Source organism: Desulfofundulus thermobenzoicus, from assembly GCF_009428905.1.
Lineage (GTDB): Bacteria > Bacillota > Desulfotomaculia > Desulfotomaculales > Desulfovirgulaceae > Desulfofundulus_A > Desulfofundulus_A thermobenzoicus.
The window spans coordinates 82,525-108,202 of the sequence record NZ_WHYR01000005.1 but is presented as its reverse complement, the minus strand read 5'-3'; the positions used below and the strand labels follow the sequence as shown (position 1 = coordinate 108,202).

Annotated in this window: 24 protein-coding genes; 16 read left to right on the top strand and 8 right to left on the bottom strand. The window is 55.3% G+C overall.

Annotation, left to right across the window (positions count from 1 at the left end; genetic code table 11):
* Window positions 1–366: 366 nt before the first annotated feature.
* From GFC01_RS03250 to GFC01_RS03240, 4 genes are all read left to right on the top strand, one after another.
* Entirely contained in the window at window positions 367–2,412 is a 2,046-nt protein-coding gene (locus GFC01_RS03250; RefSeq protein ID WP_194174780.1) for a bifunctional diguanylate cyclase/phosphohydrolase, read from the top strand.
* Window positions 2,413–2,601: 189 nt separating this feature from the next.
* Window positions 2,602–3,555: an MBL fold metallo-hydrolase gene (locus tag GFC01_RS03245; protein WP_152945202.1), complete on the top strand. Its 954-nt coding sequence runs from the start codon at window positions 2,602–2,604 to the stop codon at window positions 3,553–3,555.
* A 56-nt stretch (window positions 3,556–3,611) separates the two neighbouring features.
* Window positions 3,612–3,902, top strand: coding sequence for a hypothetical protein (locus GFC01_RS18700; RefSeq protein WP_194174779.1), 291 nt, complete (start codon window positions 3,612–3,614; stop codon window positions 3,900–3,902).
* Entirely contained in the window at window positions 3,859–4,596 is a 738-nt protein-coding gene (locus tag GFC01_RS03240; protein ID WP_152945201.1) for a type 1 glutamine amidotransferase, read from the top strand. Before GFC01_RS18700 ends, GFC01_RS03240 begins: the two co-directional genes overlap by 44 nt.
* A gap of 252 nt (window positions 4,597–4,848) precedes the next feature.
* Here GFC01_RS03240 and yhbH read toward each other — a convergent pair whose 3' ends face one another.
* Window positions 4,849–6,003, bottom strand: a complete 1,155-nt coding sequence (gene yhbH / locus GFC01_RS03235) for a sporulation protein YhbH (RefSeq protein WP_152945200.1) — start codon at window positions 6,001–6,003, stop codon at window positions 4,849–4,851.
* Between the two features lie 12 nt (window positions 6,004–6,015).
* Entirely contained in the window at window positions 6,016–7,911 is a 1,896-nt protein-coding gene (locus GFC01_RS03230; protein ID WP_152945199.1) for a PrkA family serine protein kinase, read from the bottom strand.
* A 142-nt stretch (window positions 7,912–8,053) separates the two neighbouring features.
* Between GFC01_RS03230 and GFC01_RS03225 the strand changes: the two genes are divergently transcribed.
* Window positions 8,054–8,239 (top strand): cation:proton antiporter regulatory subunit, encoded by a 186-nt coding sequence (locus GFC01_RS03225; protein WP_152945198.1) that lies wholly within the window; start codon window positions 8,054–8,056, stop codon window positions 8,237–8,239.
* 131 nt (window positions 8,240–8,370) lie between these two features.
* Window positions 8,371–8,820, top strand: coding sequence for a metal-dependent transcriptional regulator (locus tag GFC01_RS03220; RefSeq protein WP_152945197.1), 450 nt, complete (start codon window positions 8,371–8,373; stop codon window positions 8,818–8,820).
* A gap of 236 nt (window positions 8,821–9,056) precedes the next feature.
* Here GFC01_RS03220 and GFC01_RS03215 read toward each other — a convergent pair whose 3' ends face one another.
* The 4 genes from GFC01_RS03215 to GFC01_RS19675 all read right to left on the bottom strand — a co-directional run bounded on the left by GFC01_RS03215 (window position 9,057) and on the right by GFC01_RS19675 (window position 12,340).
* Entirely contained in the window at window positions 9,057–10,448 is a 1,392-nt protein-coding gene (locus GFC01_RS03215; protein WP_341473725.1) for a nucleoside recognition domain-containing protein, read from the bottom strand.
* Window positions 10,445–11,191 (bottom strand): FeoB small GTPase domain-containing protein, encoded by a 747-nt coding sequence (locus GFC01_RS03210; protein ID WP_152945195.1) that lies wholly within the window; start codon window positions 11,189–11,191, stop codon window positions 10,445–10,447. Before GFC01_RS03210 ends, GFC01_RS03215 begins: the two co-directional genes overlap by 4 nt.
* A gap of 449 nt (window positions 11,192–11,640) precedes the next feature.
* Window positions 11,641–11,880, bottom strand: a complete 240-nt coding sequence (locus GFC01_RS03205) for a FeoA family protein (RefSeq protein WP_152945194.1) — start codon at window positions 11,878–11,880, stop codon at window positions 11,641–11,643.
* Between the two features lie 331 nt (window positions 11,881–12,211).
* Complete coding sequence (locus GFC01_RS19675; protein WP_279233424.1) at window positions 12,212–12,340, bottom strand: hypothetical protein; 129 nt, start codon at window positions 12,338–12,340, stop codon at window positions 12,212–12,214.
* 257 nt (window positions 12,341–12,597) lie between these two features.
* On the opposite strand from GFC01_RS19675, the gene GFC01_RS03200 reads away from it, so the two are divergent.
* The 5 genes from GFC01_RS03200 (at window position 12,598) to ligD (GFC01_RS03180) (ending at window position 17,456) form a co-directional block, all read left to right on the top strand.
* Complete coding sequence (locus tag GFC01_RS03200) at window positions 12,598–14,043, top strand: SpoVR family protein (RefSeq protein ID WP_194174778.1); 1,446 nt, start codon at window positions 12,598–12,600, stop codon at window positions 14,041–14,043.
* 124 nt (window positions 14,044–14,167) lie between these two features.
* Window positions 14,168–15,208 (top strand): calcium/proton exchanger, encoded by a 1,041-nt coding sequence (cax, locus tag GFC01_RS03195; RefSeq protein ID WP_152945193.1) that lies wholly within the window; start codon window positions 14,168–14,170, stop codon window positions 15,206–15,208.
* Window positions 15,209–15,302: 94 nt separating this feature from the next.
* Window positions 15,303–15,452 carry a hypothetical protein gene (locus tag GFC01_RS03190; RefSeq protein ID WP_152945192.1) on the top strand — a complete coding sequence of 50 codons (150 nt, stop codon included), beginning with the start codon at window positions 15,303–15,305 and terminating at the stop codon, window positions 15,450–15,452.
* Between the two features lie 139 nt (window positions 15,453–15,591).
* Window positions 15,592–16,455, top strand: coding sequence for a non-homologous end joining protein Ku (ku, locus tag GFC01_RS03185; RefSeq protein WP_152945191.1), 864 nt, complete (start codon window positions 15,592–15,594; stop codon window positions 16,453–16,455).
* Between the two features lie 23 nt (window positions 16,456–16,478).
* A complete protein-coding gene (gene ligD / locus GFC01_RS03180; protein ID WP_243137181.1) occupies window positions 16,479–17,456 on the top strand; it encodes a non-homologous end-joining DNA ligase in 978 nt (325 codons plus the stop codon).
* A gap of 212 nt (window positions 17,457–17,668) precedes the next feature.
* Here ligD (GFC01_RS03180) and GFC01_RS03175 read toward each other — a convergent pair whose 3' ends face one another.
* A complete protein-coding gene (locus tag GFC01_RS03175; RefSeq protein WP_152945189.1) occupies window positions 17,669–18,160 on the bottom strand; it encodes a hypothetical protein in 492 nt (163 codons plus the stop codon).
* Between the two features lie 15 nt (window positions 18,161–18,175).
* Entirely contained in the window at window positions 18,176–18,631 is a 456-nt protein-coding gene (locus GFC01_RS03170) for an Hsp20/alpha crystallin family protein (RefSeq protein ID WP_194174777.1), read from the bottom strand.
* 123 nt (window positions 18,632–18,754) lie between these two features.
* Here GFC01_RS03170 and GFC01_RS03165 point away from each other — a divergent pair, with 123 nt between their 5' ends.
* The 5 genes from GFC01_RS03165 (at window position 18,755) to topA (ending at window position 25,610) form a co-directional block, all read left to right on the top strand.
* A complete protein-coding gene (locus GFC01_RS03165) occupies window positions 18,755–19,264 on the top strand; it encodes a hypothetical protein (protein ID WP_152945187.1) in 510 nt (169 codons plus the stop codon).
* Window positions 19,265–19,921: 657 nt separating this feature from the next.
* Window positions 19,922–20,896, top strand: a complete 975-nt coding sequence (locus GFC01_RS03160) for a S1 family peptidase (RefSeq protein WP_243137179.1) — start codon at window positions 19,922–19,924, stop codon at window positions 20,894–20,896.
* 93 nt (window positions 20,897–20,989) lie between these two features.
* Window positions 20,990–21,961 carry a non-homologous end-joining DNA ligase gene (gene ligD, locus GFC01_RS03155; protein ID WP_423244360.1) on the top strand — a complete coding sequence of 324 codons (972 nt, stop codon included), beginning with the start codon at window positions 20,990–20,992 and terminating at the stop codon, window positions 21,959–21,961.
* A 162-nt stretch (window positions 21,962–22,123) separates the two neighbouring features.
* Window positions 22,124–23,278, top strand: coding sequence for a DNA-processing protein DprA (dprA, locus tag GFC01_RS03150; RefSeq protein WP_341473724.1), 1,155 nt, complete (start codon window positions 22,124–22,126; stop codon window positions 23,276–23,278).
* Window positions 23,279–23,387: 109 nt separating this feature from the next.
* Window positions 23,388–25,610 carry a type I DNA topoisomerase gene (gene topA, locus GFC01_RS03145; RefSeq protein WP_152945184.1) on the top strand — a complete coding sequence of 741 codons (2,223 nt, stop codon included), beginning with the start codon at window positions 23,388–23,390 and terminating at the stop codon, window positions 25,608–25,610.
* Window positions 25,611–25,678: the final 68 nt, after the last annotated feature.

Below are 25,678 nucleotides of genomic sequence, written 5' to 3'. Positions count from 1 at the left end.
GACAGGGGTAATAGTTCTATATCATACAATATATTACATAGAATCAATTACCCTCCAGTTATCCTTCTGTTATTTTCCCTGTCCCTATACCGGCTAATTGCTTTTCACCTGCGTTCCCCTCCTTATTTTCCTTTCCCTACCTTTTCCTTCCTTTAGTTGCCAGGTTGCTCCAGTCAGGACAATAACCATACTCCGATTAATCGGGTTTTGTGGTATTATGCAACATTGCCTCTATCACTTTGTTTTTATTCAGTCCAGTTTAAAGCGATCGGGGACATTTTAGCCCTCCCTCTTTTGACTGACCTTGATTGCTTTAAAATGTGGAGGCGATACAGGGCGCTCTTTTTATGGAGGGGTGAATTATGGATGCTGCGCAGAGATCAGCAGCTGGCAAAGTTGGTAATGGCGGCACTGAGCATATGGATCGGGCTGTGGGTTATCCAAATGCTGGTGGTTTTTCACAGCCAATTGCTGCTGGAAAACCAGTTGAACGAACGTAGCGAAAAGATGGCTCTGTGTGCTCAGATGTTTAAACTGACGGCGGAGCGGGGCCATGATCTGGAGCCTCAGGAACTGCAGACAATGCGTGACAGCGCAAACCGGCTGGAGACGCTTACCCATACCCCGCGCGGGCAGGCACTGGCCCGAAACCTGGTTGCCGCTGTGGAACGATTTGCTTCTTGCCAGCCCTCCCAACGGGCGGTGGCCTTTCAATCTTTGCAACAACTTGTTGTTGAAAATAACCTCTTTCAGTCCCAGCGTCTGCAGGAAGACAATCTATTGTTCCAGCAGGATATGCGCCGCGTACGGATTCTGGTCGCTGCCACCACTGGCGGCGCAACATTGCTGAGCGGTATGGTGCTGGGCGCGTTGCTCTTCTGGCTTTTCCGACAAACGAATGTTACCAGCCTGGTGGTAAAGAGCACTCGCAACGCCGTTCTGGTAGGCGATCAACGCAACAGAGTGGTGCTGGTCAACCAGGCATTTGCAAAGTTGATTGGGAGTTCCGCCAACGGGCTGACAGGTCTTCCCCTGGAGTCAATAGGGCCGACCGGGCGGCTGCTGGCGCGATGCATTGGAAACGGGGAAGAAGTGAAAGAACGGGAAGTGTTATGGCGATTGGAAGGCGGGGAATGCCGGTGCTTTTTGGTTGACGTGATCCTGACAATTGACCGCCGGGGCCGGGTGCAGAGCGGTATGGCCGTATTGAGGGATATCACCGCCCAGTGGGAAGCACGACAAAGGGCTGAACGGGAAAAAGCCGCCCTGCGGGAACTCGCCAGCCACGATGCCCTCACCGGGCTGCTCAACTACGGCGCTTTCATCGAATCTTTGTCGGCACAAACGGAAGCAGCAATAAAAGAAGGCCGGCCGCTCTCCCTGCTGATGATTGACCTGGACCATTTCAAGGTCTACAACGATACGCTGGGCCATCCCGCCGGCGATGAATTGCTGCGGGAATTTGCCGGGGTTTTGGCAAAGAGCGTGCGAGCCGGTGATCAGGTGGCCAGGTATGGAGGCGACGAATTTGTCGTGATTCTGCCCGATACCGACGGCGCGGCGGCCTACCAGATCGCCGAGCGCCTGCGCCGGCAGATAGCGGACCATCCCTTCCCGGGAAGGAATAATCTGCCTGAACACAGGCTCACAGCCTCCATCGGAGTGGCCACACTCACTGCCGGGATTGGTTCCGCCGATAAACTAATCAAGGCGGCAGATGAGGCCCTTTACGCCGCCAAGCTCGGCGCCCGTAACCGGACGGAATTCTATCACAGCGCCCTTTCCGAGTTCGCCCACGCCATACCGGACGACCAGCGCGAGCCGTTGCTGGTGGCTGTAAGGAGCAACCTGCTTCTCCTGCAGACGCGCGATTCCTATACCTACTACCATTCCGAACGGGTGGCAAAGCTTTCTCAAGCAATCGGCAGCGAAATGGATTTCAATGCGGGCGAACAGCGTTATTTGCGCATTGCATCCGTGCTTCACGACATCGGCAAAGTTTGCGTTCCACCGGAAATTCTCACCAAGATAACACCGCTGAACCCGCAGGAATGGGAGGAAATTAAAAGGCATCCCCAGTTCGGGGCCGAGTTTCTGAGCGCATTTTCCATTGCCCGCCCGGTTATTGAAGCCGTGCGGCATCATCACGAACGGTGGGACGGCACGGGATACCCGGCCGGCTTGAAAGGCAGAGAAACGCCGCTGTTTGCCCGGATTATCGGTGTCAGCGACTCCTTTGACGCCATGACGGTGGACCGCCCATACCGCCGCGGTTTTTCGCGGCAGGCGGCGCTCGACGAACTGCAACGCTGTGCGGGGAAACAGTTTGATCCGGAAATAATCCATTATTTTTTACGCACGGTAGAAAAAGGCATAGTGGATTCTATTTACGCAAAACCGGCTACAGAGTAGCGGGTTTATGCGAGAGAAGGAGTTACCCATGGGAACTTTCGTTCCCCCCATAAAGCATGAAAATCTAGCTTGTGTTGTTTTTTCCCTCCGGCGATGATATACTTTAGTTAAGCATATTAATTACCCGACCCCGGCCTGTTCCTTTTGGGAAAGGGCCGGGGCTATAACTGTTCGAGGGGGAGTTGATCCTTGATACCGGTACATAAAATCGTGGTGCCCACCCCGTACCGGGTGGGACCGGTCAATGCCTACTTCCTGGCCTCCCGGCCCTATACGCTGGTGGACCCCGGCCCCGATACCCCGCAGGCCAGGGAAGTGCTGCAGGGGGAGCTGAAAAGGCTGGGCGTTCCGCTGGATAGGATTGAGCGGGTGCTGTTAACTCACTTTCATTCCGACCATAGTGGTCTTGCTCGCTGGGTATATACTCTGACAGGGGCAAAAATCTATATCCACCCCTATGATTTACAGAAGTTAAACCCTGCTTACGACTTTGTGGGGGTAAGCCTGCCCTTTGTCCGGGAGGCCGGTATGCCCCTCGAGATTGTCGACAAGGTGCTCGGGGACAAAGACAGGCTGCCCTGGCCCTGGCTTCCGGAAGGCAGTGCCATATCCGTGGATGATGGTTATGAACTTTCCTTTGAGAGGGGTATCTTTAAAGCATTCCATTTTCCGGGACATGCCACCGGTCACCTGTGTTTTTACGATGTGCAAGATAAAAACTTTCTTTCCGGGGACTTTTTATTACCCCATATCACTCCCAACCCCTTCCTGGAGCCCGATCCCCTGTGCCCGGAACGCCGTGCGCCCAGCCTGGGCCATTACCTGCAGGGATTGGATAGGCTTGAAATGATGGACATCAAGAGGGTCTGGCCGGGGCATGGCGAAGTAATAGATGACTTCCGGCGGGTGGTGATCATGGTACGGGAACACCACCGGCTACGGTTTGAGGCACTGCTGGATCTTGTGCAGAAAAACGGCCGGCGCACCGCCTTTGAAATCTCCCGGATGATGTATCCCGATCTGGAGGGGTTCAATATTTTTATGGGCCTTTCGGAAGTTCTGGCCCATCTGGATGTATTGGTGGACCGGGGAAGGGTAAAACTGGATAAAGAGGATGGGATTGCCTATTACTGTGTTGCATGATGAATATTCCCCGGCACCTTTTTGTTGCCGGGACCTGTTTCATGTAACGGAAAGGGATGCCCGGGCGATGGCCGGGTGAGCCGGGAGAACAGCACCACCGGGTGAACCGGGTATTCTGCACCGGGCAACAGGGGTGCGGAAATGGCCGTGAGGCTGAAATGCGCCGGCTTTCCGTTGGCGAAATCCATGTGCAGGAAAAGATGCACCGTGCAGTACGGGATGTGCTGGCCGGTAACGGGAGCATCGCTTATCTTCTGACCACTTATACTGCCCTGTGGTCTGCGGAGGGGATTGGGGGGAGCCATGCCCGGAGGGACGGTCTTGAAAATCTGCCATCTGTATCCTGACCTTTTAAATTTATACGGGGACCGGGGCAATGTTCTGGCCTTTGTGCGCCGCTGCCAGTGGCGCGGCATTGCAGTGGAGGTGCACCGCATTAACCTGGGGGACGCCGTTGACTTCCGCGAAATGGATTTTCTTTTCCTGGGCGGGGGATCCGACCGGGAACAAGGTCTGATGGCCGCCGATCTGGAAAAGAGGCGGGAGCAGCTGGGGGAAGCGGTGGAGGATGGCCTGGTGGTCCTGGCCATTTGCGGTGGGTACCAGCTTCTGGGCCGTTATTACCGCACGCTGGAAGGCCGGGTGATTCCCGGCCTGGGCCTGCTGGACTTTTATACGGAGGCCGGCCGGAAAAGACTGACCGGCAATGTAGCCGTGGAGGTGGCTATAGGCGGGGAGAAGGTGCGGGTGACCGGCTTTGAAAACCACGCCGGGCAAACTTTTCTGGGGCAAATTGCCCCCCTGGGGCGGGTGCTGGCCGGTTACGGCAACAACGGTCGGGACGGTACGGAAGGCGCCCGTCATAAAAATGTTTTCTGTTCCTACCTGCACGGTCCCCTGCTGCCCAAGAACCCCCGTCTGACCGACCACCTTATTGCCCTGGCTTTAAACCGCCGGGGGCTGCCGGCGGATCTGGCGCCGCTGGATGACCGCCTGGAAACGGCGGCCGGTGAAGTGATGCTCAGGCGGCTGTTGAGGTAAAAAGCTTTTCCGGCGGGATACCAGTGTGGCGGGTAAAAAGTTGATTGATGGGTCTGATTTGCGCCGCCGGAAGCGGATGATCCAGTAAAAATACCGGTTGCCTGAAGCGACCGGTATTTTTATGGTTTTCCCGCCGGAGTATTTCAGTCAAACGGGCGTGGTGAGCACCGTTCCCTTCACCCCGGTGTCCCCCGCCGGCAAACCACGTTGAAGCAATGTGACCGGCTGGCGGCTGCCTGCCCATTGTCTGTTTTATTGCGGTTGCACCTGTTCCGGCGCGCTGCTGAAAAATTTTTTCAGTGCCGGGTAGACGCCGCTTTTGTCTTTAATGGTTACGGTGGTGAACTTGGGGTTGTTAATCCGTTTGTAAGCCGAGCGCAGCGTGCTGGTATAGTAGTAGGGACCTTCAATTTCTCCGTAGCCCACCAGGTTGCAGACTTCCAGGAGCTGGTTGACCAGCTTAACGCAATTGTCATTGTCCGAGGCCAGGTTGTCGCCGTCGGAGAAATGAAAGGCATAAATATTGTAATCCTGGGGTGAATAGCGCTTTTCAATGATCTCCAGGGCCAGTTTATAGACTGAGGAACAGCGGGTGCCGCCGCTGGCCCCCTTGGTGAAAAACTCCTCTTCTGTGGTCTCTTTGGCCTCCACATGGTGGGCCAGGAAGACGATGTGCACGTTCCGGTATTTGGTTCGCAAAAAACGCACCATCCAGAAAAAGAAGCTGCGGGCGATATATTTTTCAAAGGGCCCCATGGAACCGGAGGTGTCCATCATGGCCAGGACCACGGCATTGGATTCATACCGGTAGGTAACGTCCCAGGTGCGGTAACGCAGGTCGTCTCTGGTGATGGTGTGCAGTCCCGGTTTGCCCTGCAGGGCGTTGCGTTTCATGGCCTCGTAGATGGTGCGTTTGCGGTCGATGTTGCTGGAAATGCCCTTTTTGCGCACGTCCTTGAATTCCACCGCTTCCGAGGCCAGCTCGGGTTTTTTCTTTTGTTCCAGATTGGGCAGGCCCAGATCTTCAAAGATCAGCTCGGCCAGTTCGTCAATGGTAATGTCTGCTTCATAGTAATCCACCCCCGGCTCCTCGCCGGCTCCTTTGCCCTTACCGCCGCCCTGCTGGGGATCGCTGCCCAGTACATCGCCCACCTTGCTTTTCCCGTCGCCCTGCCCGGCGTGTTTGCGCTTGCCGTGGTCAAAACGGAAGTGATATTCATCCAGGGAGCGGATGGGTATCTTGACCACCTTGTTGCCGTCGGACATGATGATGCTTTCTTCACTGACCACATCGGCCAGGTTTTTCTTGATGGCTTCCCGAACCTTTTCCCTGTGCCGCTGCCGGTCGATCTCCCCTTTGCGGTGCAGCGACCAGTCTTCCCGGGAGACCACATATTTACCGGACATTGGCCCTCCCCCCTAGCGGTTCAAAAGGCTACCCACATATTTGAGCAGTTCGTTGGCGCAGATGGCACAGTAACCATACTCGGAAATGAGCTTGGCGCTGACCTCGTTGATGCGCTTGAGCTGTTCGGCATCGGGAGTCTTGGTGGAAGTGGTGATCTTGACCACGTCCTTCAAGTCGGCGAACAGTTTCTTTTCCACCGCTTCCCGCAGTCTTTCGTGGGAAGTGTAGTCGAACTTCTTGCCCTTGCGGGCGTAACTGGACAGGCGGATGAGAATTTCCTCCCGGAAGCTCTTCTTGGCGTTTTCAGAGACGCCAATCTGTTCCTCAATGGAGCGCATCAGCTTCTCGTCAGGATCCAGCTCCTCGTCGGTGATGGGATCCTTCAGCTTGGTGCCGTTGCAGTAGGCTTCCACATTGTCCAGATAGTTGTCGAACAATACCCGGGCCGACTCTTCATAGGAATAGACAAAGGCTTTCTGCACTTCCTTTTTGGCCATTTCATCGTATTCCTTGCGGGCGATGGAGATGAAATTCAGCAGGCGGTCCTTTTCCTCCTTGGTAATGGAGGGGTGCTGGTCCAGCCCGTCCTTTAACGCCCGCAGCACATCCAGGGCGTTGATGCATTTGGTGGAAGTGCGGATGAGGGCGGAGGACAGGCGGTTAATCACATAGCGGGGATCCACGCCGCTCATTCCCTCGTCAATCGCTTCATTTTGCAGTTCGGTGACGTCCTTTTGCTTGAAGCCCTCCACATCCTCACCGTCATAGAGTTTCATTTTCTTAACCACATCCATGCCCTGCTTCTTGCTTTCCTTCAGACGGGAGAGGACGGAAAAGATACTGGCCACCCTTAAAGCATGGGGGGCTATATGAATGTCCCGCAGGTCGCTCTGGCGGATCAACTTCTCATAGATCTTGATTTCCTCGGTTACCCGCAGGTTATAGGGTATTTTCATCACAATGATGCGGGACTGCAGGGCTTCGTTTTTTTTGTTGCTGATAAAGGCCTTGTATTCGTTTTCGTTCGTATGGGCCACTATCATTTCATCGGCGTAGATTAACGCAAAGCGGCCGGCCTTGAAGTTGCCCTCCTGGGAAAGGCTCAAAAGGTTCCACAGGAACTTTTCATCACATTTTAACATTTCCTGGAATTCCATCAGCCCCCGGTTGGCAATATTCAGTTCGCCGTCAAAGCGGTAGGCCCGGGGGTCCGATTCCGAGCCGTATTCGGCAATGGTGGAGAAGTCCACGCTGCCCGTCAGGTCGGCAATGTCCTGGGACTTGGGATCGGAAGGGGTAAAAGTACCGATTCCCACCCGGTGTTCCTCCGAGAGGAAAATCCTCTCCACAGGTACGTTTTCGATTTTTCCGCCGTATTCCGTTTCCAGCATCAGCCGGCAGGATGGGCACAGTTCTCCCTCCACATAGACGCCATATTCCTTTTCAAAATCCTCCCGCAGTTCCCTGGGGATTAAATGCAGTGGCTCCTCGTGCATGGGGCAGCCCTTGATGGCGTAGAGGGCTCCCCGGTCGGTGCGGCTGTACCGCTCCAGGCCCCTTTTCAGCATGGCCACCAGGGTGGATTTGCCGCCGCTCACCGGTCCCATTAAGAGCAGGATACGCTTGCGCACGTCCAGGCGCCGGGCCGCCGGATGGAAATATTCCTCCACCAGCTTTTCCAGGGTCTTATCCAGGCCAAAGAGTTCGCTGGAAAAAAATTTGTAACGTTTCACCCCGTCTATTTCCTCCACCCCGGCGTCCTTTATCATGTTGTAAATGCGGGCATGGGCCAGCTGGCACACCCAGGGTTTTTCCCTGACGATTTGCAGGTACTCTTGGAAAGTGCCTTCCCAGGCCAGCTGCTTTTCCAGGGACCGGTGTTCTTCCAGACGCTTCAAGAAGTCCATGATCTCACTCCTTTGCCGCGGAATATCGACTGCCTGCAGGGCGGGATGTATCGGGATTATGTTTTGAATAGTACATTATATGCGTCCCGGACTGGAAGAAGAATCCGGAAAACAGACCGGAATCGACAAATAGATTCGATTATTGCGTCACTCCCGCCTGCGGGAAGATTACAGCACCCAGCTGATGGCCATTGTCCGCAACGGGAAGACCATCATCACCCCGGACCCCGGGGAAAGATTTCTGCCCGGTGACCTGCTCATTCTTTTCGGGCCATCGGACAAACTGGCCCTGCTGGAAGAGCAGCTGTGCCGGCGGTCAGAAGGTTAAACTGGCACAACCGGGCACCGGCGGGCATAGGTTAAAGGAAACACCGGGGTTTTTCTTTTCGCCTTTGTTCATCCGGGACAACCGCAGGAGAAACGGCGCCGGGTTCCCGGGTAAGGAGGTGCCGGGGGATCATGCTTTCGCCCAGTTTGGAGGACTATCTGGAGGAAATATACCGTTTTTCCCTGTCCCATGATGTGGTGCGGGTAAGCGATATTGCGGCCTGTTTGAATGTTTCCCTTCCTTCGGTGACCAACGCCCTGCGCAGGCTGAGCAATGAGAACTACCTTACCTATAAAAAATACAAAGAAGTGGTCCTTACCCCCAGGGGGCGCAGACTGGGACGTTTTCTGGTGGAAAGAAACCGGGTGCTGCAACGTTTTTTACAGGTCCTGGGCTCCGACTGTGACATTGCCGCCGAAGCCGAGGCCATGGAACATTACCTGACCATGCCCACCATTCGGGCCATCGAATGTCTGGTCAGCTTTATGTATGATCATCCGGAGTGTTACGAGAAATTCAGGCGTTATTGTGAGGGCAGGGAACAAAGGGGCGGGGGACTGGAGTACGGCTACGAGGAGTAAGTGTGTCAGGTGTGTCAGGGTGTGTCAGGGGACGGTTCTCTAGGGTGTGTCAGGGGACGGTTCTCTGACACACCAGAGAAAACGGGTTGGTAGCGGCCGGACACGGAACTGTTATCCATAACGGCAGATAAAAACCGGGCTTTTGCTCCCGTGCAGCCCGGTTATTTTGTTCTTTGCCAGTCGGGTTGGATGATAGCGGATCCGGGACCGGGTTTCGGCCGGCGGCTGGCGGTAAATCATGCCAGGCCCATCGCCCGTAACGTTTGCGCCACGGTGAGGCAGACCAGGCAGGCCACGGCCAGGGGGATGGCGGCCGCCCAGAACATCCATTTCAGGCTTTTCGTTTCCCGCTGGATGGTAAACAGCGTGGTGCCGCAGGGAAAGTGCAGCAGGGAAAAAAGCATGGTGCACAGGGCAGTGAGCCAGGTCCAGCCGTGCCCTTCCACCAGGATGGTTTTCAGGCCGGCCGGGCTTTCCACCTCCACCATGGCTCCGGCGGACAGGTAGGCCATGAGGAGGATGGGCAAAACAATTTCATTGGCCGGCAGGCCCAGGATGAAGGCCAGCAGGATGAACCCGTCCAGACCCAGGGCCTGGCCAACCGGTCCCAGGAGGTTTGCCCCGCGGGTGATAATGCTCTCCCCGGCTATCTTTGTATTGGCCAGAACCCAGATCAGTCCTCCCGCCGGGGCGGCCATCGTTACCGCCCGGCCCAGCACAAAGATGGTGCGGTCGAGGACGGAACGGATCAGCACCCTGCCGATCTGGGGCGGGCGTATAGGTGGCAGTTCCAGGATAAAACCGGTGGGAACGCCCTTTAACAGGGTGCGGGACAGCAGCCAGGAAACGGCCAGGGTTACCGTTATGCCCGTCAGGACAAGCCCGGCCACGGTAAAGGAGGCGGCCAGGAAACCGGGACCTGCAGCCGTGGCGCTCCCCATGAAAATAGAAGCCAGGGCAATGAGGGTGGGGAAACGGCCGTTGCAGGGAACAAAGTTATTGGTCAAAATGGCAATCAGCCTCTCCCGGGGCGATTCAATGATCCGGCAGGCAGTAACCCCGGCGGCGTTGCACCCGAAGCCCATGCTCATGGTCAATGCCTGTTTGCCGTGGCCGCCGGCCAGTTTAAACAGGCGGTCCAGGTTAAAGGCCACCCGGGGCAGGTAGCCCAGGTCCTCCAGCAGGGTAAAGGCGGGGAAAAAGATGGCCATGGGAGGCAGCATTACCGACACCACCCAGGCCACGGTGCGGTAAGCGCCCGTGACCACCAGGCCGCGCAGCCAGTCCGGTGCCCCCAGCCAGATAAAGAGTTCAGACAGCCGGTTCTCACCCCGGAACAGGACCCGGGCCAAAAGCTCCGAAGGGTAATTGGCCCCCACCAGGGTCACCCAGAAGGCCAGCCCCAGGAGAAAAAACATAATGGGAAAACCCAGCCAGCGGGAGGTGAGAATATCGTCTACTTTGTGTTCCCAGTTTGTAACAGGACCCCTCCTGTGGACCACCCGGGCGGCAATGGATTCGGCTTCCCGGTAGATGGCCTGCACTATCCGCTCCCGGATTTCCGCATGGCCGTTATATTGAAAACCCGCAGGTTTGCCCTCAGACGGGACAGCATTTGTAACCTTCACGAAAAACACCCCCACTCCGGCAGGTGATAAAAGGCCCTTATTCTTTCCATAATAAACCGGTCCTGGTCGAGAACCCGCAAAGCCACCCAGCGGCCGCTAATCTGCTCCCTGATTGCTGCCGGCAGTTTCTCTTCCAGTCCGGCCACCGCCGCTTCGATTGCGGGATCATAGGTCAAGCGGCGCGGACTGGTGCTTATGCGGCCGCCCACCAGGGCATGGATCATCTCCTTTAGAGCCGTCAGGCCGGTCCCATTGCGGGCTTCCGTGGCCACCACCGGCACGCCCAGTTCCTCCCGGAGGGCGTCCAGGTCGATATAAATCTTCTTCCGGCGGGCCTCATCCATCATGTTTGCGCAGACAATTACCCGGCCGGTAATTTCCAGAACCTGCAGTACCAGGTTCAGGTTCCTTTCCAGGCAGGTGGCATCCACAACCACCACCGTGGCGTCGGGACGGGCAAAACACAAAAAGTCCCGGGCCACCCGTTCTTCGGGGGAATTGGCCAGCAGGGAGTATGTTCCCGGCAGATCCACCAGAACATACTCTTTGCCGGCGTAATGGAATGATCCCCGGGCCTGGAGTACCGTTTTCCCCGGCCAGTTGCCCGTATGCTGTTTCAAGCCGGTAAGGGCGTTGAAAAGGGTACTCTTGCCCGTATTGGGGTTGCCGGCCAGGGCTATAATGGCCGTGCCGGGATTGACCGGGACATTGAACCGGGAACGCAGATCATCCGGTAAAGACATGAAAAACACCTCACGGGAAAAGTATCAAAATATTTTTAGGGCCGGTGCCGGGTGTCCGTTCCGTCCTGAAAATGCCATGCTCTGTCGTTTATATGAATGGTTTGATGAATAGTAACTATTCAGTAAAACCGGTGCAGGCACGGCGTTGTCCCGCTCACTCCTTGGCTTTCGCGTAAGATGCGCACCACAGCGAAGCAATGTGGCTGGCTCTGGCTCGTCTTTCGGATTGCCATCGTTACTGTTATCATGCTTTCCTGCCGTTTTTTCCCGATGTGATTCTGTCTCGTTTCTAAAGACGATTTTCGTTGGCGTCCTCGGGAGCCGAGCCGGCAACCTCAGCTCGCCGGGTGCTGTTACCTGCGCTTCGCAATGTCTTATCGCTTAAGGACAACGCCGTGCCTTTGTAATAACCACCGGTTTCAGTGAAAACTTACGATGACTATTATTTTTTAAGCCAGGGGTTTTACCAGTACCCGGCCCGCTTCCTCCCGGCGCAGGGCGATGAGTGCCCCCCGGATGTGATAGGCCGTGGGGTCGCCCACCGGACTGCGGTGAACGGCCTGTACTGCCGTTCCGGGAACCAGGCCCAGATCCAGCAGGCGGTATCCGGACACATCCCCTTTTTGCAGGGAAACCACCCGTCCCCACAGCCCCACGGGCAGTTCGGATAAGGGCATTTTCTCCTTCATGGACGGACTCCCCCCCAAAAAAAGTCGTCGGTCGGATTGTTAATCCAGAGAACAGACGTTCCCGTAGACACTCCCGGAAAACAGCCTGCGAAAGATTAGCAGCCGCTAACAAAGTTAGTCAAAACTAACTGTCTGGCGGTGTTCCGGTATTCCGACGTTTATATAATACGGGCTGGCGAGAATTTTGGTGACGTTTATATGAGGATGAAAAAAAGCCAATGCGAAACCGGGATGTCGGGGTACGCCCTTCTTTTTGATGGTCGTGGAAATAAAAAGGGAACGCCTGGTGCGTTCCCCATGGGTTATCCGGTGCCGTTTATGGAATGTGATTTTAAGCAGCAGCGTCCAGTTTGGTTACAATAAAGTTCTTTTCCGTTTCCCAGATCTTTGCCAGTTCCCTTTCGTCCACGAAACGGTAAACTACCTCTTCGCCTTCAATCCAGGTAACCAGGTAGGGCATAACTATCCAACCCCCGCATCTTGTATACTTGTATACAATGTTCTCTAACTGGATTTTAACAAAAAAATAATGCCCTGGCAAGGGGCGAATATGATTTCGGGGGTACTCCGGTAGTAGAGATTTTGAATTGTGACTGGTGAAAAAGACAACACCCTCCCTCATGGTACATAAATCTATAGAAGGGCGGTCGTTCTCAAAAGGAATGGTTCTTTTCAATGGTTTACCGGCTTGCTTTAGAAAATATGGGGGTGTTTGCCTTGACCAAAGACGAACTGCGCCTGCTGGAGGAGGCTGTGGAAAAGATTACCGGAAAGGCCAGGGAATTCGGTCTGGACTTTTACGACATGTATTTTGAGATCTGCCCCGCGGACATCATTTATACTTTCGGCGCCTATGGTATGCCCACCCGTTTCTCCCACTGGACTTTCGGCAAAGCCTATCACAAGATGAAGACCCAGTATGATTACAACCTGAGCCGCATCTATGAAATGGTGATCAATTCCGATCCCTGCTATGCCTTTCTCCTGGAGGGCAACTCCCTGGTCCAGAACAAGATGGTGGTTGCCCATGTGCTGGCCCACTGCGATTTTTTTAAAAATAATGTTCACTTCAGCCATACCCCCCGCCATATGGTGGAGTCCATGGCCAGTGCCGCCGAACGTTTCCGGGGCTACGAACTGCGATACGGGCGGGACAAGGTGGAAGCCTTTCTGGATGCGGTCATTTCCATCCAGGAACATGTGGACCCCCACCACTTCATTAAGGCCGGGCGGGAAAGAAAGAAACAGGGGAAGGAGGAAATGGCCTGCACCTGTGGGCCTGAAAAGGGATGCGGGAAACATACCCGTAAAGAAACCCCCTATGACGACCTGTGGGAACTGGACCGGCCCAAATGTGGCGGGCACTGTGAAAAGCCCAAAAAATTTCCCCCGGAGCCGGAAAAGGACCTGCTGCTCTTTATCATGGAACATGCCCGGGATCTGGATGACTGGCAGCGGGACATCATTTCGGTGATCCGCCAGGAGATGCTTTACTTCTGGCCCCAGCTGGAAACCAAGATCATGAATGAGGGCTGGGCTACCTACTGGCACCTGCGCATCATACGGGAAATGGATCTCACCGAGGCGGAGGCACTGGAATTCGCCAAAATGCATGCCGGGGTAATAATGCCCTCCCGGATGCGCCTGAACCCCTATCACCTGGGTTTGAAAATCTTTGAAGACATTGAAAAGCGGTGGAATGAGCCCGCCGGGGAGGAAAGGGAAAAATACGGCCGCCACGGGGGTGAAGGCAGGCAGAAGATCTTCGAGGTGCGGGAGCTGGAAAACGATATTTCCTTCCTGCGCAATTACCTGACCAGGGAACTGATCGAGGAAATGGACCTGTACCTGTATAAAAAAACCGGTTACGACTGGAAAATAACCGATAAAGAATGGGAAAAAGTGCGGGACGGCATAGTTTCCAGCCTGACCAATGGCGGTTTTCCCTGCATTATGGTGGAGGACGGGGATTTCAGCAAGCGGGGGGAGCTGTATTTAAAACATTTTTACGAAGGTATGGAGCTGGATGTATTTTATCTGGAGAGGACACTGCCCCATGTCTACCGCCTGTGGGGAAGGCCGGTGCATCTGGAAACGGTCGTAGACAACAAAAAGGTGCTATTCTCCTACAACGGGGAAAAGGGCAGCAAGAAGTTTTTGTAAAAAGAAAAAATCGCCTGACATTTGGGTTAGCTGTTACCGTAAAAATGGAAAACTATCCCTTGACCGCCCGGCAGGTGATGTGAAAAAATATTACCGGGTATTTTTTTTGGGGTGAAGGAAACCCATGAATTTTCTCTATATCCTTTTGCTGGCCGTTCCCCTGGCCGTGTATTTCGAGTTCATCCACGGCAGCCCGGTGCTGGTGTTTCTTTTTTCCTCCCTGGCCATCATTCCCCTGGCCGGGTTGATGGGCAAGAGCACCGAAGAGCTGGCCATTCATGCCGGTCCCCGGGTGGGCGGTTTTTTAAACGCCACCTTTGGCAATGCCACGGAGCTGATCATCACCATTTTCGCCTTAAGGGAGGGGTTCTTTTCGGTGGTGAAGGCCAGCCTGGCCGGCAGCATTCTGGGCAATATCCTGCTGGTGCTGGGTTTTTCGGCCTTTCTGGGAGGTTTAAAACATAAAACTTTAAACTTTAATTCCTGTGTGGCCCAGCTGAATACTTCTCTGTTGTTTATGGTTATAACCTCCCTGGTGATCCCGGCCGTCTTTTCCCACGCCGGGGGGCTGAGTGCCGATGAGTCCCAGACCCTTTCCCTGGTGGCCGCCCTCATCCTGCTGGCGGCCTATCTGATCAGCCTCTATTTTTCCTTTCACACCCACAAACACCTGTTTCACACCTCCCACAGCCTTTTGGAAAAGGCCGAGTGGAGACTGTCCCTGTCCCTGGGAGTGCTCCTGGGGTCGGTGGTGCTGGTGGCTTTGATGAGTGACTTTCTGGTGGTTTCCCTGCGGCCGGTGGTCCAGTCCCTGGGTGTCAGCGAAGCCTTTATCGGAGTGATCCTGATCCCCATTATTGGTAATGCCGCTGAACACAGTACGGCAGTGCTCATGGCGTTAAAGCAGCGCATGGACCTGAGCCTGGAGATAGCCATTGGCAGCAGTACCCAGATTGCCCTGCTGGTTACCCCCCTTTTGGTGCTGATCAGCTATCTTTTCGGGCGGCCCATGAACCTGATCTTCGACCCCCTGGAGCTGACAGCCATCATTCTGGCGGTATTGATGGTTAATTATGTGATCAGGGACGGGGACACCAATTATCTGGAGGGACTGCTCTTACTTTTTACCTTTATCATAATGGCTGTGGCCTTTTACTTAGTTTAAGTCGGGGCGGGCGTCAAAACCAACTTAATTTCATATTTTACTTGCTTTAAGGCCATCCTAGCTGTGAGGACTTTATGGCAGCGGAGGGGTGGCTTTGTCTTTTGGGGAGAAATTTCCCCGGATCATAACCTTCCAGCCACCCCAGGGCCAGCCCTTTGAACTGATGACGGAAAACGATGGTGGCCAGGGTCCGGGGGCGGGGGGCAGCAAGCCGGTAATAAAACCGGTGCCACCGCAGGCATGATGCCGGCTGGCGGTCGGGAACAAATGGGTGGTCCGTCTGAAAATGCTTCCAGCAATGGCCGGCCGGGAAGAAGGGTGCGCAAAAAACGTTCCGTCCGGACAACCCGCCATTCCACCGCTGCCGTTAGGGGGTGACCTTGTTGCGTCCCATCTGGAAAGGGGCGGTCAGCTTCGGACTGGTTTTCGTGCCGGTGAAAATGTATGCTGCTACGGAAAGAAAGGACGTGCGGTTTAATTACCTGCATGAAAAGTGCAGGAATCCCATTCAGTACCGGCGTTACTGTCCCTACTGTGAAAAAGAGGTGCCCCTGGAGGAACTGGTGCGGGGATATGAATATGAAAAGGGGCGTTATGTGGTTTTGCGGGATGAGGACATGGCCGCCCTGTCCCCGGGTCAGGGGCACAATATTGAAATTCTGGATTTTGTCAACCTGGCGGAAATAGATCCCATTTACTACGATAAGGCTTATTACCTGGCGCCGGGTGACGGCGGGGAAAAGGTTTACGAGCTTTTAAGACGGGCCATGGAAGAAACGAATAAGGTGGCCGTGGCCAGGGTGACCATCCGCAGCAAGTCCGGCCTGGCCGTTTTGCGGGCGACCCGGGGGGTGCTGACCATGAGCACCATGTTTTACCCCGACGAGGTGCGGGATGCCGGGGCCATTGAGGAAGCCCGTTACCGGGTGGATGTGCAGGAAAAGGAACTGCAAATGGCCATAGATCTAATCAACAGTCTTTCGGCGTCATTTAATCCGGAGAAATACACCGATGAATATAGACAGGCACTGATGGAATTGATCCAGGCCCGGGTGGCCGGTGAACAGGTGACCGGGCCCGCCAGGCCGCAGGCAGCCAGGGTGGTGGACCTGATGGAGGCTTTAAGGGCCAGTATTGAAAAGGCACAGCAGGAACGGGGACGGGAAGCGGCCGGTGGTGACGGGGAAGCCGTAGAAAAAGGGGCGAACACCCCCCGCCGGCGGGGGCGGAAAAAGGCGGTGAGTTAGGAAGTATGGATGGAGGGTCTTTTTTGCAGGCGGGATCCCCGTTACCCCTTTTGAGGCCCATGCTGGCTGTTTCCAGCCGGCCGTTCGACAGCACCCGGTTTCTTTACGAGGTGAAATGGGACGGCTACCGTGCCCTGGCCTACCTGGACGGGGGTACGGTATTGCGCTCCCGCAACCTCAAAGACTTTACCGCCACCTTTCCGGAACTGGGTGGACTGCACAGCGGCGTCAATAACCGGCCGGCCATTATTGACGGGGAGATAGTGATCTTTCAGGACGGATGCCCTTCCTTTGCCGCCCTCCAGTCCCGGGGGCGGCTGGAGGATCCGGTGAAGATCCGGGGCATGGCCCGCCGTTACCCGGCCATTTTTATGGCCTTTGATGTTCTTTATGCCGGCGGCCGGTCCCTGTTACATGAACCACTGCACCGGCGGAAGGAAATCCTGGGGGAAATGTTGAAACCGGGGGGGCATGTGCTTATCTCGGACTTTATTATTCAGGAGGGCATAGCCTTTGCCGCCGCCTGTGCCGCCCGGGGTCTGGAAGGGGCCATGGCCAAACATCTGGACAGCCCTTATCTGCCCGGCCAGCGTTCCCGTTACTGGTGCAAGTTCCGCCATACAAAAGAAGCGGAGCTGGTGATCTGCGGCTATCAGCCGGGGAAGGGGCGGCGGCGCCTGGGCGCCCTGGTGCTGGGCGGCTACCGTGACGGGGAGCTGGTTTACCAGGGCAAAGTGGGCACGGGATTTAACCGGGAAGAAGAGGAGAACCTGCTCCGGTTATTACCCGGCCTGCATATCCCGCGTCCGCCCCTGGCCCTGCCGCCGGTGGAGGCCGGACGGACCATGGGGGTGGAGCCGGTGCTGGTCTGTGCCGTGGAGTATCTTACCCTGACTGCCGATGGCATCCTGCGGCATCCCAGTTACCGGGGATTGCGCCCGGACAAATCTCCCCGGGAATGCCGTTACCTGTCACCGGACTGGACCAAAAGTGGTTATTAATCGCCGGTGGTCAGTAATCATAAGCATGGATGACACAATTTTCGGAAAAGGTCCGGCCCAATAGAGGCAGCATGGGTAGATTAAAACCCGGAAGCTGGCCTGACTTTTCCCGGCACCGGGTTGTTTATCCTGGATAATGGGCACCGGAGCGGGTTTCGCATACATTACTACCGGTATGGGCTTGTCACAAGCGACCCATATTTGTGGATCGGTCATTTTCGTTCAAAGGATATCTTCATCGCTTTTTGCTTTCTCTGTGATGAGCCTTCAGAATCAGATTGTCCGCGACCTTTGCATCCGGTAGATTGCATCGGTGGCGGATTGGGAGACGATAAGGGTGCCTGCCCTTTTGCTTGTTGCCGGGACGATGGTTCCCCTTCCTGGTGCCGCCGGGATTCCGGTCCGGTGCCCGGGGGCGGTTGGGGTTTCCCTTCTTTCCGGGAAATGCCGTAGTTGGCGCCGATGTTCAGGTTGCCGCTCAATTCCCTGATCCCCAGGGCGCCCAGGTTATTGGTGAAATCCAGCCGGTCCACACACACCCGCTCCACACACAGCTTTTCCACCACCACCGGAGAGTAGGAGGCCCGGGCCAGTTCCCGGCAGCACTCCTTTAAAGACTGGATTTCCCGTTCCAGATCCGCAACCTGCCGGATCAATTCATCCAGTTTGCTTTTCCTTTGCCGCCAGGAGAAAAACCCGAACATGGCCCTTCCGCCTTTTCAATCAATATTCAGGGTTTTGGCCGGTGTCTCACCTGCCCGGGGCAGGCGTATCTCCAGCAATCCGTTGACAAATTTGGCCGAATACTGATTATGGTCCACATAATCTGGCAATTGAACGGTTCGCTGGAAAGTGCCGGTAAATCTTTCCTTAAAATGGACCTGATAGCCATGATAGGGGTTGTGTACGGTGCCCTTTATCTCCAGGCGGTCCCCTACCACCTGGAGCAGCACGTCCTCTTTACGCACTCCCGGCAGTTCCATCAGGACATAAAATTCATGGGAAGTCTGATACACGTCCACCCGGGGAAAAGACTTTTCCTCGCCCAGCAATTCGGAAAAACTGTTCATCATTTCCTTGGCCTGCGAATTATTAAAAATGCTGGACCAGAAATCCTGTCCGTGGAATTTACGGGCCATTTTGCTCCAGCGCTGGAATTTTTCCTGGTCGAACATGGGCCGCATCCTCCTCATAATCCCGGATTAATTTCGTCCCTCCGGTCATATATTGCTAAAAAGGAGAAAGGAGTGACGGAGTGTCCCTAGTTATAAATATATTTCTGCTGAAAATAAATGCCATTGAAAACGGTTCGGCCCTTAAATGTGGGACAGGATTTTTGGGCCGGGTGGAACAGCACGGCCAAACGCAATGAAGGCACCGGCTCCAGCTATGGAGAGGGAACCATGTTTTCCGGCGCGGCCAATTATGTGGATGACGAGATTTTATGGACCAGCCTTCTTTTAAAAACCCATCCCTTTCCGGGGGAAATCATATTTTGTTTTCGTCGGCCCGGTGCCAGCTTTTTACAATCAGCTCCAGGGAGAACAGCGATTGCCCGCCAGCAAAAGCCTTCCACAGGGAGGCTTTTTTATTTGGTCAAAAACGGAGAGTATCCTGAGAATTTCCGACATGCTGTAACACCTTTTCAAGCCTTTTCATACATTATTGGTAGAATAAGTAAAGGAGGTAAGGCAATGAGGACCCAGCAATGGTTTGATGGCCCCTTCATCATCTTCCTGATCCTGATTCTGCTGGTATTTGGAACCGGCTGGTGGGGTTGGAACGCGGCCGGTGCTACCAATCAGTAAATAAAAAACGCTGGAAAGGAGGTATTTCAGTGAGACCCTATGGTGGCACATTTTTTGATGGTTCCTTTATTCTCTTCCTGGTTCTGATTCTGCTTGTTTTTGGTTCCGGTTGGTGGGGTTGGAACGCGGCCGGTGCTACCAATCAGTAAATGTAGGACGCTGAAAAGGAGGTATTTCGAGTGAAAACCTACGGAGCATTTTTTGATGGTCCCTTTATCATCTTTCTGATCCTGATCCTGCTGGTATTTGGAACCGGCTGGTGGGGCTGGAATGCAGCGGGCGCCGACCAGTAACAACTATTGAGGAAGAAAGGAGGAGTCTTTGTGAGAACTCAACATTGGTTTGATGGCCCCTTCATCATCTTCCTGATTCTCATTCTGCTGGTGTTCGGATCCGGTTGGTGGGGCTGGAACGCGGCTAACTAAGTTAAATTGAACACCGTAGATTAACCAGATGGAATCACCCCCCTTCGTTTTCGGAGGGGGTGATTCTTTTGCAAGCCAAACCCAAATACTGGTTTATATGTAACTAAATTATATGTTAAGTAATATTATGGTAAGTAGAGCAAACTGCTCCTTGCTATAAATTTCATTGAAGAATGGTGTGGTGTTTATGCAGGAATTGCGTGCAATTGCGGATAATTCCCGGTGGACTTTAATGCAACTGCCCAATGTCAACGGTGTCGGTATCGGTTACAAGGAAAGGAAAGGGCGGAGAACTGATCAGCTGGCTTTGCTTGTTTTTGTAAGAAAGAAAGTGTCGGCTCCTCATCTGCTGGAAGCCCATCGTATTCCGGATAAGATCGGTCAGTATAGTACCGATGTAATCGAAGTGGGCAGCGTTCGTTTTCAGTCGGAAAGGCAGGCCAGGGTTAGGCCGGCCGTGCCAGGGGTGAGTATTGGCCATTATCAGGTAACGGCCGGCACCTTTGGTGCTCTGGTTTACGATCAGAGAAGCGGCCGGGCCATGATTTTGTCCAACAATCACATCCTGGCCAACCAGACCGATGGGATGGACGGTAGAAGTAGAATTGGCGATTCAATCCTGCAGCCGGGAGCCCGGGACAACGGGCATGCCCCAAAAGATGTAATCGCCAGGCTGGCCCGTTTTGTTCCGGTTTATACTTCCGGCAGCGCCCAGCAATGTCCTGTTGCCGCTGCATTCGAAGATTTTTTAAATAATTTTCTGACGGTGTACCGTCCCAATTATTACGTGCGCCTATATAACCGCAGGCGGACGGTCAACCTGGTGGACTGCGCCCTGGCTGAACCGGTGGATCCCCAAATGGTATCGCCGGAAATAATGGGTATCGGCCGGGTGACCGGCGTGGCGGAACCCCGCCTGGGGGCGAAGGTGAGGAAAAGCGGCCGTACTACAGGGGTAACCACGGGGACTGTAAAAGCGTTGCATACCAGTATGCGTGTGGATTTGGATGATAGTACCTGGGCTGTTTTTGAAGATCAGGTTTTGACCACAGGTATGAGTGAGCCCGGTGACAGTGGTTCTCTGGTGGTGGACGAACAGAATAGGGCGGTGGGATTACTCTTTGCTGGCTCCGACCAATCCACCCTGTTTAATGATATCAGGCATGTCCTGCAAAGTCTGGAAGTCCGTTTTGAACCACCGAAGTAAAGAATCAGTTAGCATAAATGGGTAAGGGCCACATGGGAGCATGTGGCCCTTACTTAATTTTAACATTGCCGGTGTATAATAAAACCCGAGGAGGTGCCCGGTTTGAGCAGCAGGCCCGTTTCAGTCGCCAACCGTACCATAGTTCTGACCAACCTGGAAAAGATTTTCTGGCCCGGGGGATTAACCAAGGCCCACCTGATTAAGTACTACACTGACATAGCCCCGGTATTGTTGCCCCACATTTATAACCGCCCTTTGGTGATGAAACGCTATCCCGACGGTATTAACGGTGAATCCTTTTACCAGAAAGAGTGTCCCGACTATGCCCCGGACTGGATTGAAACCTTTCCCGTGCGCCATTCCCGGAAGGTGATTAATTACGTCGTTTGCAACGATCTGGCCACCTTGCTCTGGCTGGCCAATCTGGGCTGCATAGAGGTACACTCCTGGTTGTCCACTGTGGACCATATCGATTGTCCCGATATGGCGGTGATGGATCTGGACCCGGCGGAAGGGGCCACCTTCCAGGATGTGCTGCAGGTGGCCCTGCTGGTGCGCCGGGCACTGGCCGCCTTTGATCTCCGCTCCTGGGTGAAAACATCGGGGGCCAGCGGCGTACACCTGTTTATTCCCATTCAGCCGGAATACTCCTTCCAGGAGGTTACCAGGGCCATGAAATATATTGCCCTGCTGGTGCAGCGGGCACACCCGGGCCGGACCACCCTGGAGCGGGCCATATCCAAAAGAAAAGGTAAGGTTTATCTGGATTATTTGCAGAACGGCCGTGGGAAAACCATGGTCTTTCCCTATAGCCTGCGCCCCCTGCCCGGGGCGACTCTCTCCGCCCCCCTTCTCTGGAAGGAGGTGGAGACGCTGGATGTGGATCCGGTCCGGTTTAACATAAACACCATATTCAAACGCATGGAGGAATACGGGGATCTTTTCAGTGACCTGCTGGTATTAAAGCAGAGTATGGGTGGTTTGATGGATGCCATGTTAAAAGACGAACCGGTAGTATACAGTCATGGTCGGGAAGCCGGTGCAGGATCGGATGTGGTCTTCTAGACAGGTGCCGTTGCTGGGCGCTCCGCAAGTCTTATCGCTTAAGGACAACGCTGTGCCCTGCTGTAGTAATGAGTTTCCCAACTTAATCAGCGACCGGCGTCTGGCGACCGGCAGCCACTATTTTACCGGCAGGAAAAAACAGCAGATTAAGGAAAAAAGATTTTGCTTCCGGCAGGAGTTTTTACCCCCCTTCCCGAATGCCTTTTGCAGGTTGAGGTGAACATGGTGGAGGAAAAGGTTTACTGGATGGGCTGGCAGTACCTGTTGCCCGGCAGTGCCAGCCGCATTTGGAATCTGGTGGAACGTTTCGGTTCTCCCCGGGCGGCCTGGATGGCTTCGGAACAGGCCCTTTCTTCCCGGGGCGGTTTTGAACCCCGGGCGGCGGCAAATCTGGTTCGCCGCCGGGCCGGTCTGGACCTGGCCGGGGAAATGGCGCGGCTGGCGGAATGGCAGATTAGTTATATTACTTTTGAAGAAGAGGATTACCCCCGGGCATTGCGGACCATATTCGATCCACCGCCGGGCCTTTTTGTGCGAGGTCATCTGCGGCCCGGGGACGATCACGCCGTGGCCTTGGTGGGTTCCCGCCGGCCTACGCCCTATGGTCTGGCCGTGGCCGAAAAAATGGCCCGGGGGCTGGCTAAGGCGGGGGTGACCGTGGTCAGCGGTATGGCCCGGGGGATTGACAGCGCCGCCCACCGGGGAGCACTGGAGGCCGGCGGCAGGACGTTGGCCGTACTGGGCTGCGGCGTGGATGTGGTATATCCCCGGGAAAATGCCCGCCTGATGGAAGATATTTCCATGACCGGTGCCGTGATCAGCGAGTTTCCACCCGGCTCCTTTCCCGAGCCCTGGCATTTTCCCGTGCGCAACCGGATTATCAGCGGGTTGTGCCGGGCCACCATTGTGGTGGAGGCGGCCGAAAGGAGCGGCGCTTTGATTACGGCCGACCTGGCCCTGGAGCAGGGGCGGGAGGTAATGGCCGTTCCCGGCCCGGTCACCAACCCCCTGAGCTGTGGTCCCAACCGGTTAATCAAGCAGGGAGCGCGCCTGGTGGAGGACGTGTCCGATATCCTGGAGGAACTGGGTATTACCTGCCTTTTTCCGGAGCAATCCTTTGCCGCCCCGGTCACACCCCGGTTGACGGGCGGGGAGGAGGCGGTTTACCGGGAGCTTTCCCTGGAACCCAAAGGGGTGGATGTGATCATTGAAGGCACGGGTCTTTGTGCCCAGGAGGTGCTGGCGGCCCTGATGTTTCTGGAAGTGAAGGGCCTGGTCAGACAGTTCCCGGGCCGTCTCTATGCCCGCCGGCACTGAAGGGGCAGGTTGCCGCAGGTTCTAATTGCCTTCTGTTTACATAGACTTTTTAAAAACCACCGGTGCGGTTAATATATGATTAAACCTTTGCAAAAGAAGGTGGGGCTTTTTGTCCAAAACACTGGTTATTGTGGAATCTCCGGCCAAGGCCAGGAGTATAGGCAGGTTTCTGGGGAAAAAATTCACCGTCAAGGCCTCCATGGGTCATGTGCGGGATCTGCCCAAGAGCCAGTTCGGGGTGGATGTGGAACATGGCTTTACCCCCAAATATATCACCATCAGGGGTAAAGGGGACATTATCAAAGAGCTGCGAACAGCGGTAAAAAAAGCCGACCGGGTGTTGCTGGCTTCCGACCCCGACCGGGAAGGGGAAGCCATTGCCTGGCATTTGCAGAATGTGCTGGAAATTGATGAGGATGCGCCATGTCGCATTGAATTCAATGAAATTACCAAACAGGCGGTGCAGAATGCCATAAAGTCCCCACGGCCCATTGATCACAACCGGGTGAATGCCCAGCAGGCGCGGCGCATTCTGGACCGCCTGGTGGGCTATAATTTAAGTCCCCTTTTATGGCGCAAGGTAAAAAAGGGCCTGTCCGCGGGGCGGGTGCAGTCGGTGGCCGTGCGGCTCATCTGCGACCGGGAGGAAGAGATCCTTTCCTTTGTGCCCGAGGAATACTGGACCTTGACGGGTGTGTTTGCCGCCCGGGGGAAGGATCCCTTTGAGGCCAAATTATTCAAAATCGGGGACAGAAAGGCCGATGTAAAAAGCCAGGAGCAGATGGAAGAGATCCTTAAAGAGTTGAAGGGGGTCTCGTACCATGTGCAAAAAATTACCCGCCGGGAAAAATCCCGCCTGCCGGCGCCGCCCTTCACCACCAGCAGCTTGCAGCAGGAAGCCTACCGCAAGTTAAATTTTACCGCCCGCAAGACCATGATGGTGGCCCAGCAGCTGTATGAAGGACTGGAACTGGGCAAGGAGGGGCCGGTGGGGCTGGTTACCTATATCCGCACCGACTCCACCCGGGTGGCGGCCAGTGCCCAGGACGAGGCCCGGGCCTATGTCCGGCAAAAGTTTGGCGCCGAGTACGTGCCGGAAAAGGCCAGGCAGGTGGCGGCCAGGGGGCGGGCCCAGGATGCCCACGAAGCCATCCGCCCCACGTCGGTGGGCCGGGAGCCGGAAGCGGTCAGGCCTTATTTAACAGGTGATCAATACAAGCTCTACAAACTAATCTGGTCCCGTTTTGTGGCCAGCCAGATGAGCCCGGCTGTTATTGATACCACCAGCGTCGATATCCTGGGCGGACGTTATATTTTCCGGGCCACCGGATCGGTGATCCGGTTTCCCGGTTTTCTCCAGGTGTACGAGGAATCCCGGGATGAGGAAACCAGGGAAGAAGAGGGATTGCTCCCCGAACTGGCCGAGGGCGAAGGGCTGGCGGTAAAATCCCTTACTCCCAAGCAGCATTTTACCCAGCCGCCGCCCCGTTATACCGACGCCACCCTGGTGCGGGCGCTGGAGGAGAAGGGAATCGGGCGGCCCAGCACCTATGCGCCCATTCTGGAAACCATTATCAAGCGCGGTTATGTGGTGCGGGAAAAAAAGCACCTCCACCCCACGGAGCTGGGCATGGTGGTGGTGGACTTATTGAAGAAACATTTTCCCGATATCATAGATGTGGAGTTTACCGCCCAGATGGAAGGAAGCCTGGACCGGGTGGAGGAGGGCGAAATGGACTGGGTACAGGTGGTACGGGACTTTTACGGTCCTTTCCAGGATACCCTGTCCCGGGCCGAGGAGGAAATCGGCAAGGTTAGTGTGGCCGATGAAGTGACCGGTGAGGTTTGCGAACAGTGCGGCCGCCATATGGTCATCAAAATGGGCCGGTATGGAAAGTTCCTGGCCTGTCCGGGTTTTCCCGAATGCCGCAATACCAGGCCCCTGCTGGAGCCCACGGGGGTGCCCTGTCCCCGTTGCGGGGGCGATCTGGTGGTCCGGCGCAGCAAGAAGGGGCGCAAATTTTACGGTTGCAGCCACTACCCCGACTGCGACTTTGTGCTATGGGACGAGCCTGCACGGGAAAAATGTCCCCGGTGCGGGCAGATGATGGTAATCAAGAAAGGGCGGGGCAATAAGGCGGAACTGCAGTGTATTAACGAAGAATGCCGTTATCGCTTAAAACAGGCCGATAACGGCGGTGCCGGCGATGAAGCCTCCCGGGAGGGAGTGGCTTCCGGAGCGGACCTGCCGGCGAAAACCCTGCCCCTGGTGGCCCGGGAGGGACGGAGGCGCAGCCGCCGGGTGGCGGAAACGGAACAAACGGGATTGTAAAGGGGCGGCAGTAGTCCCTTAAGGGACGACTGCCCCCGGATGGTTTTGCGACAGCATTTTCTTAGCGT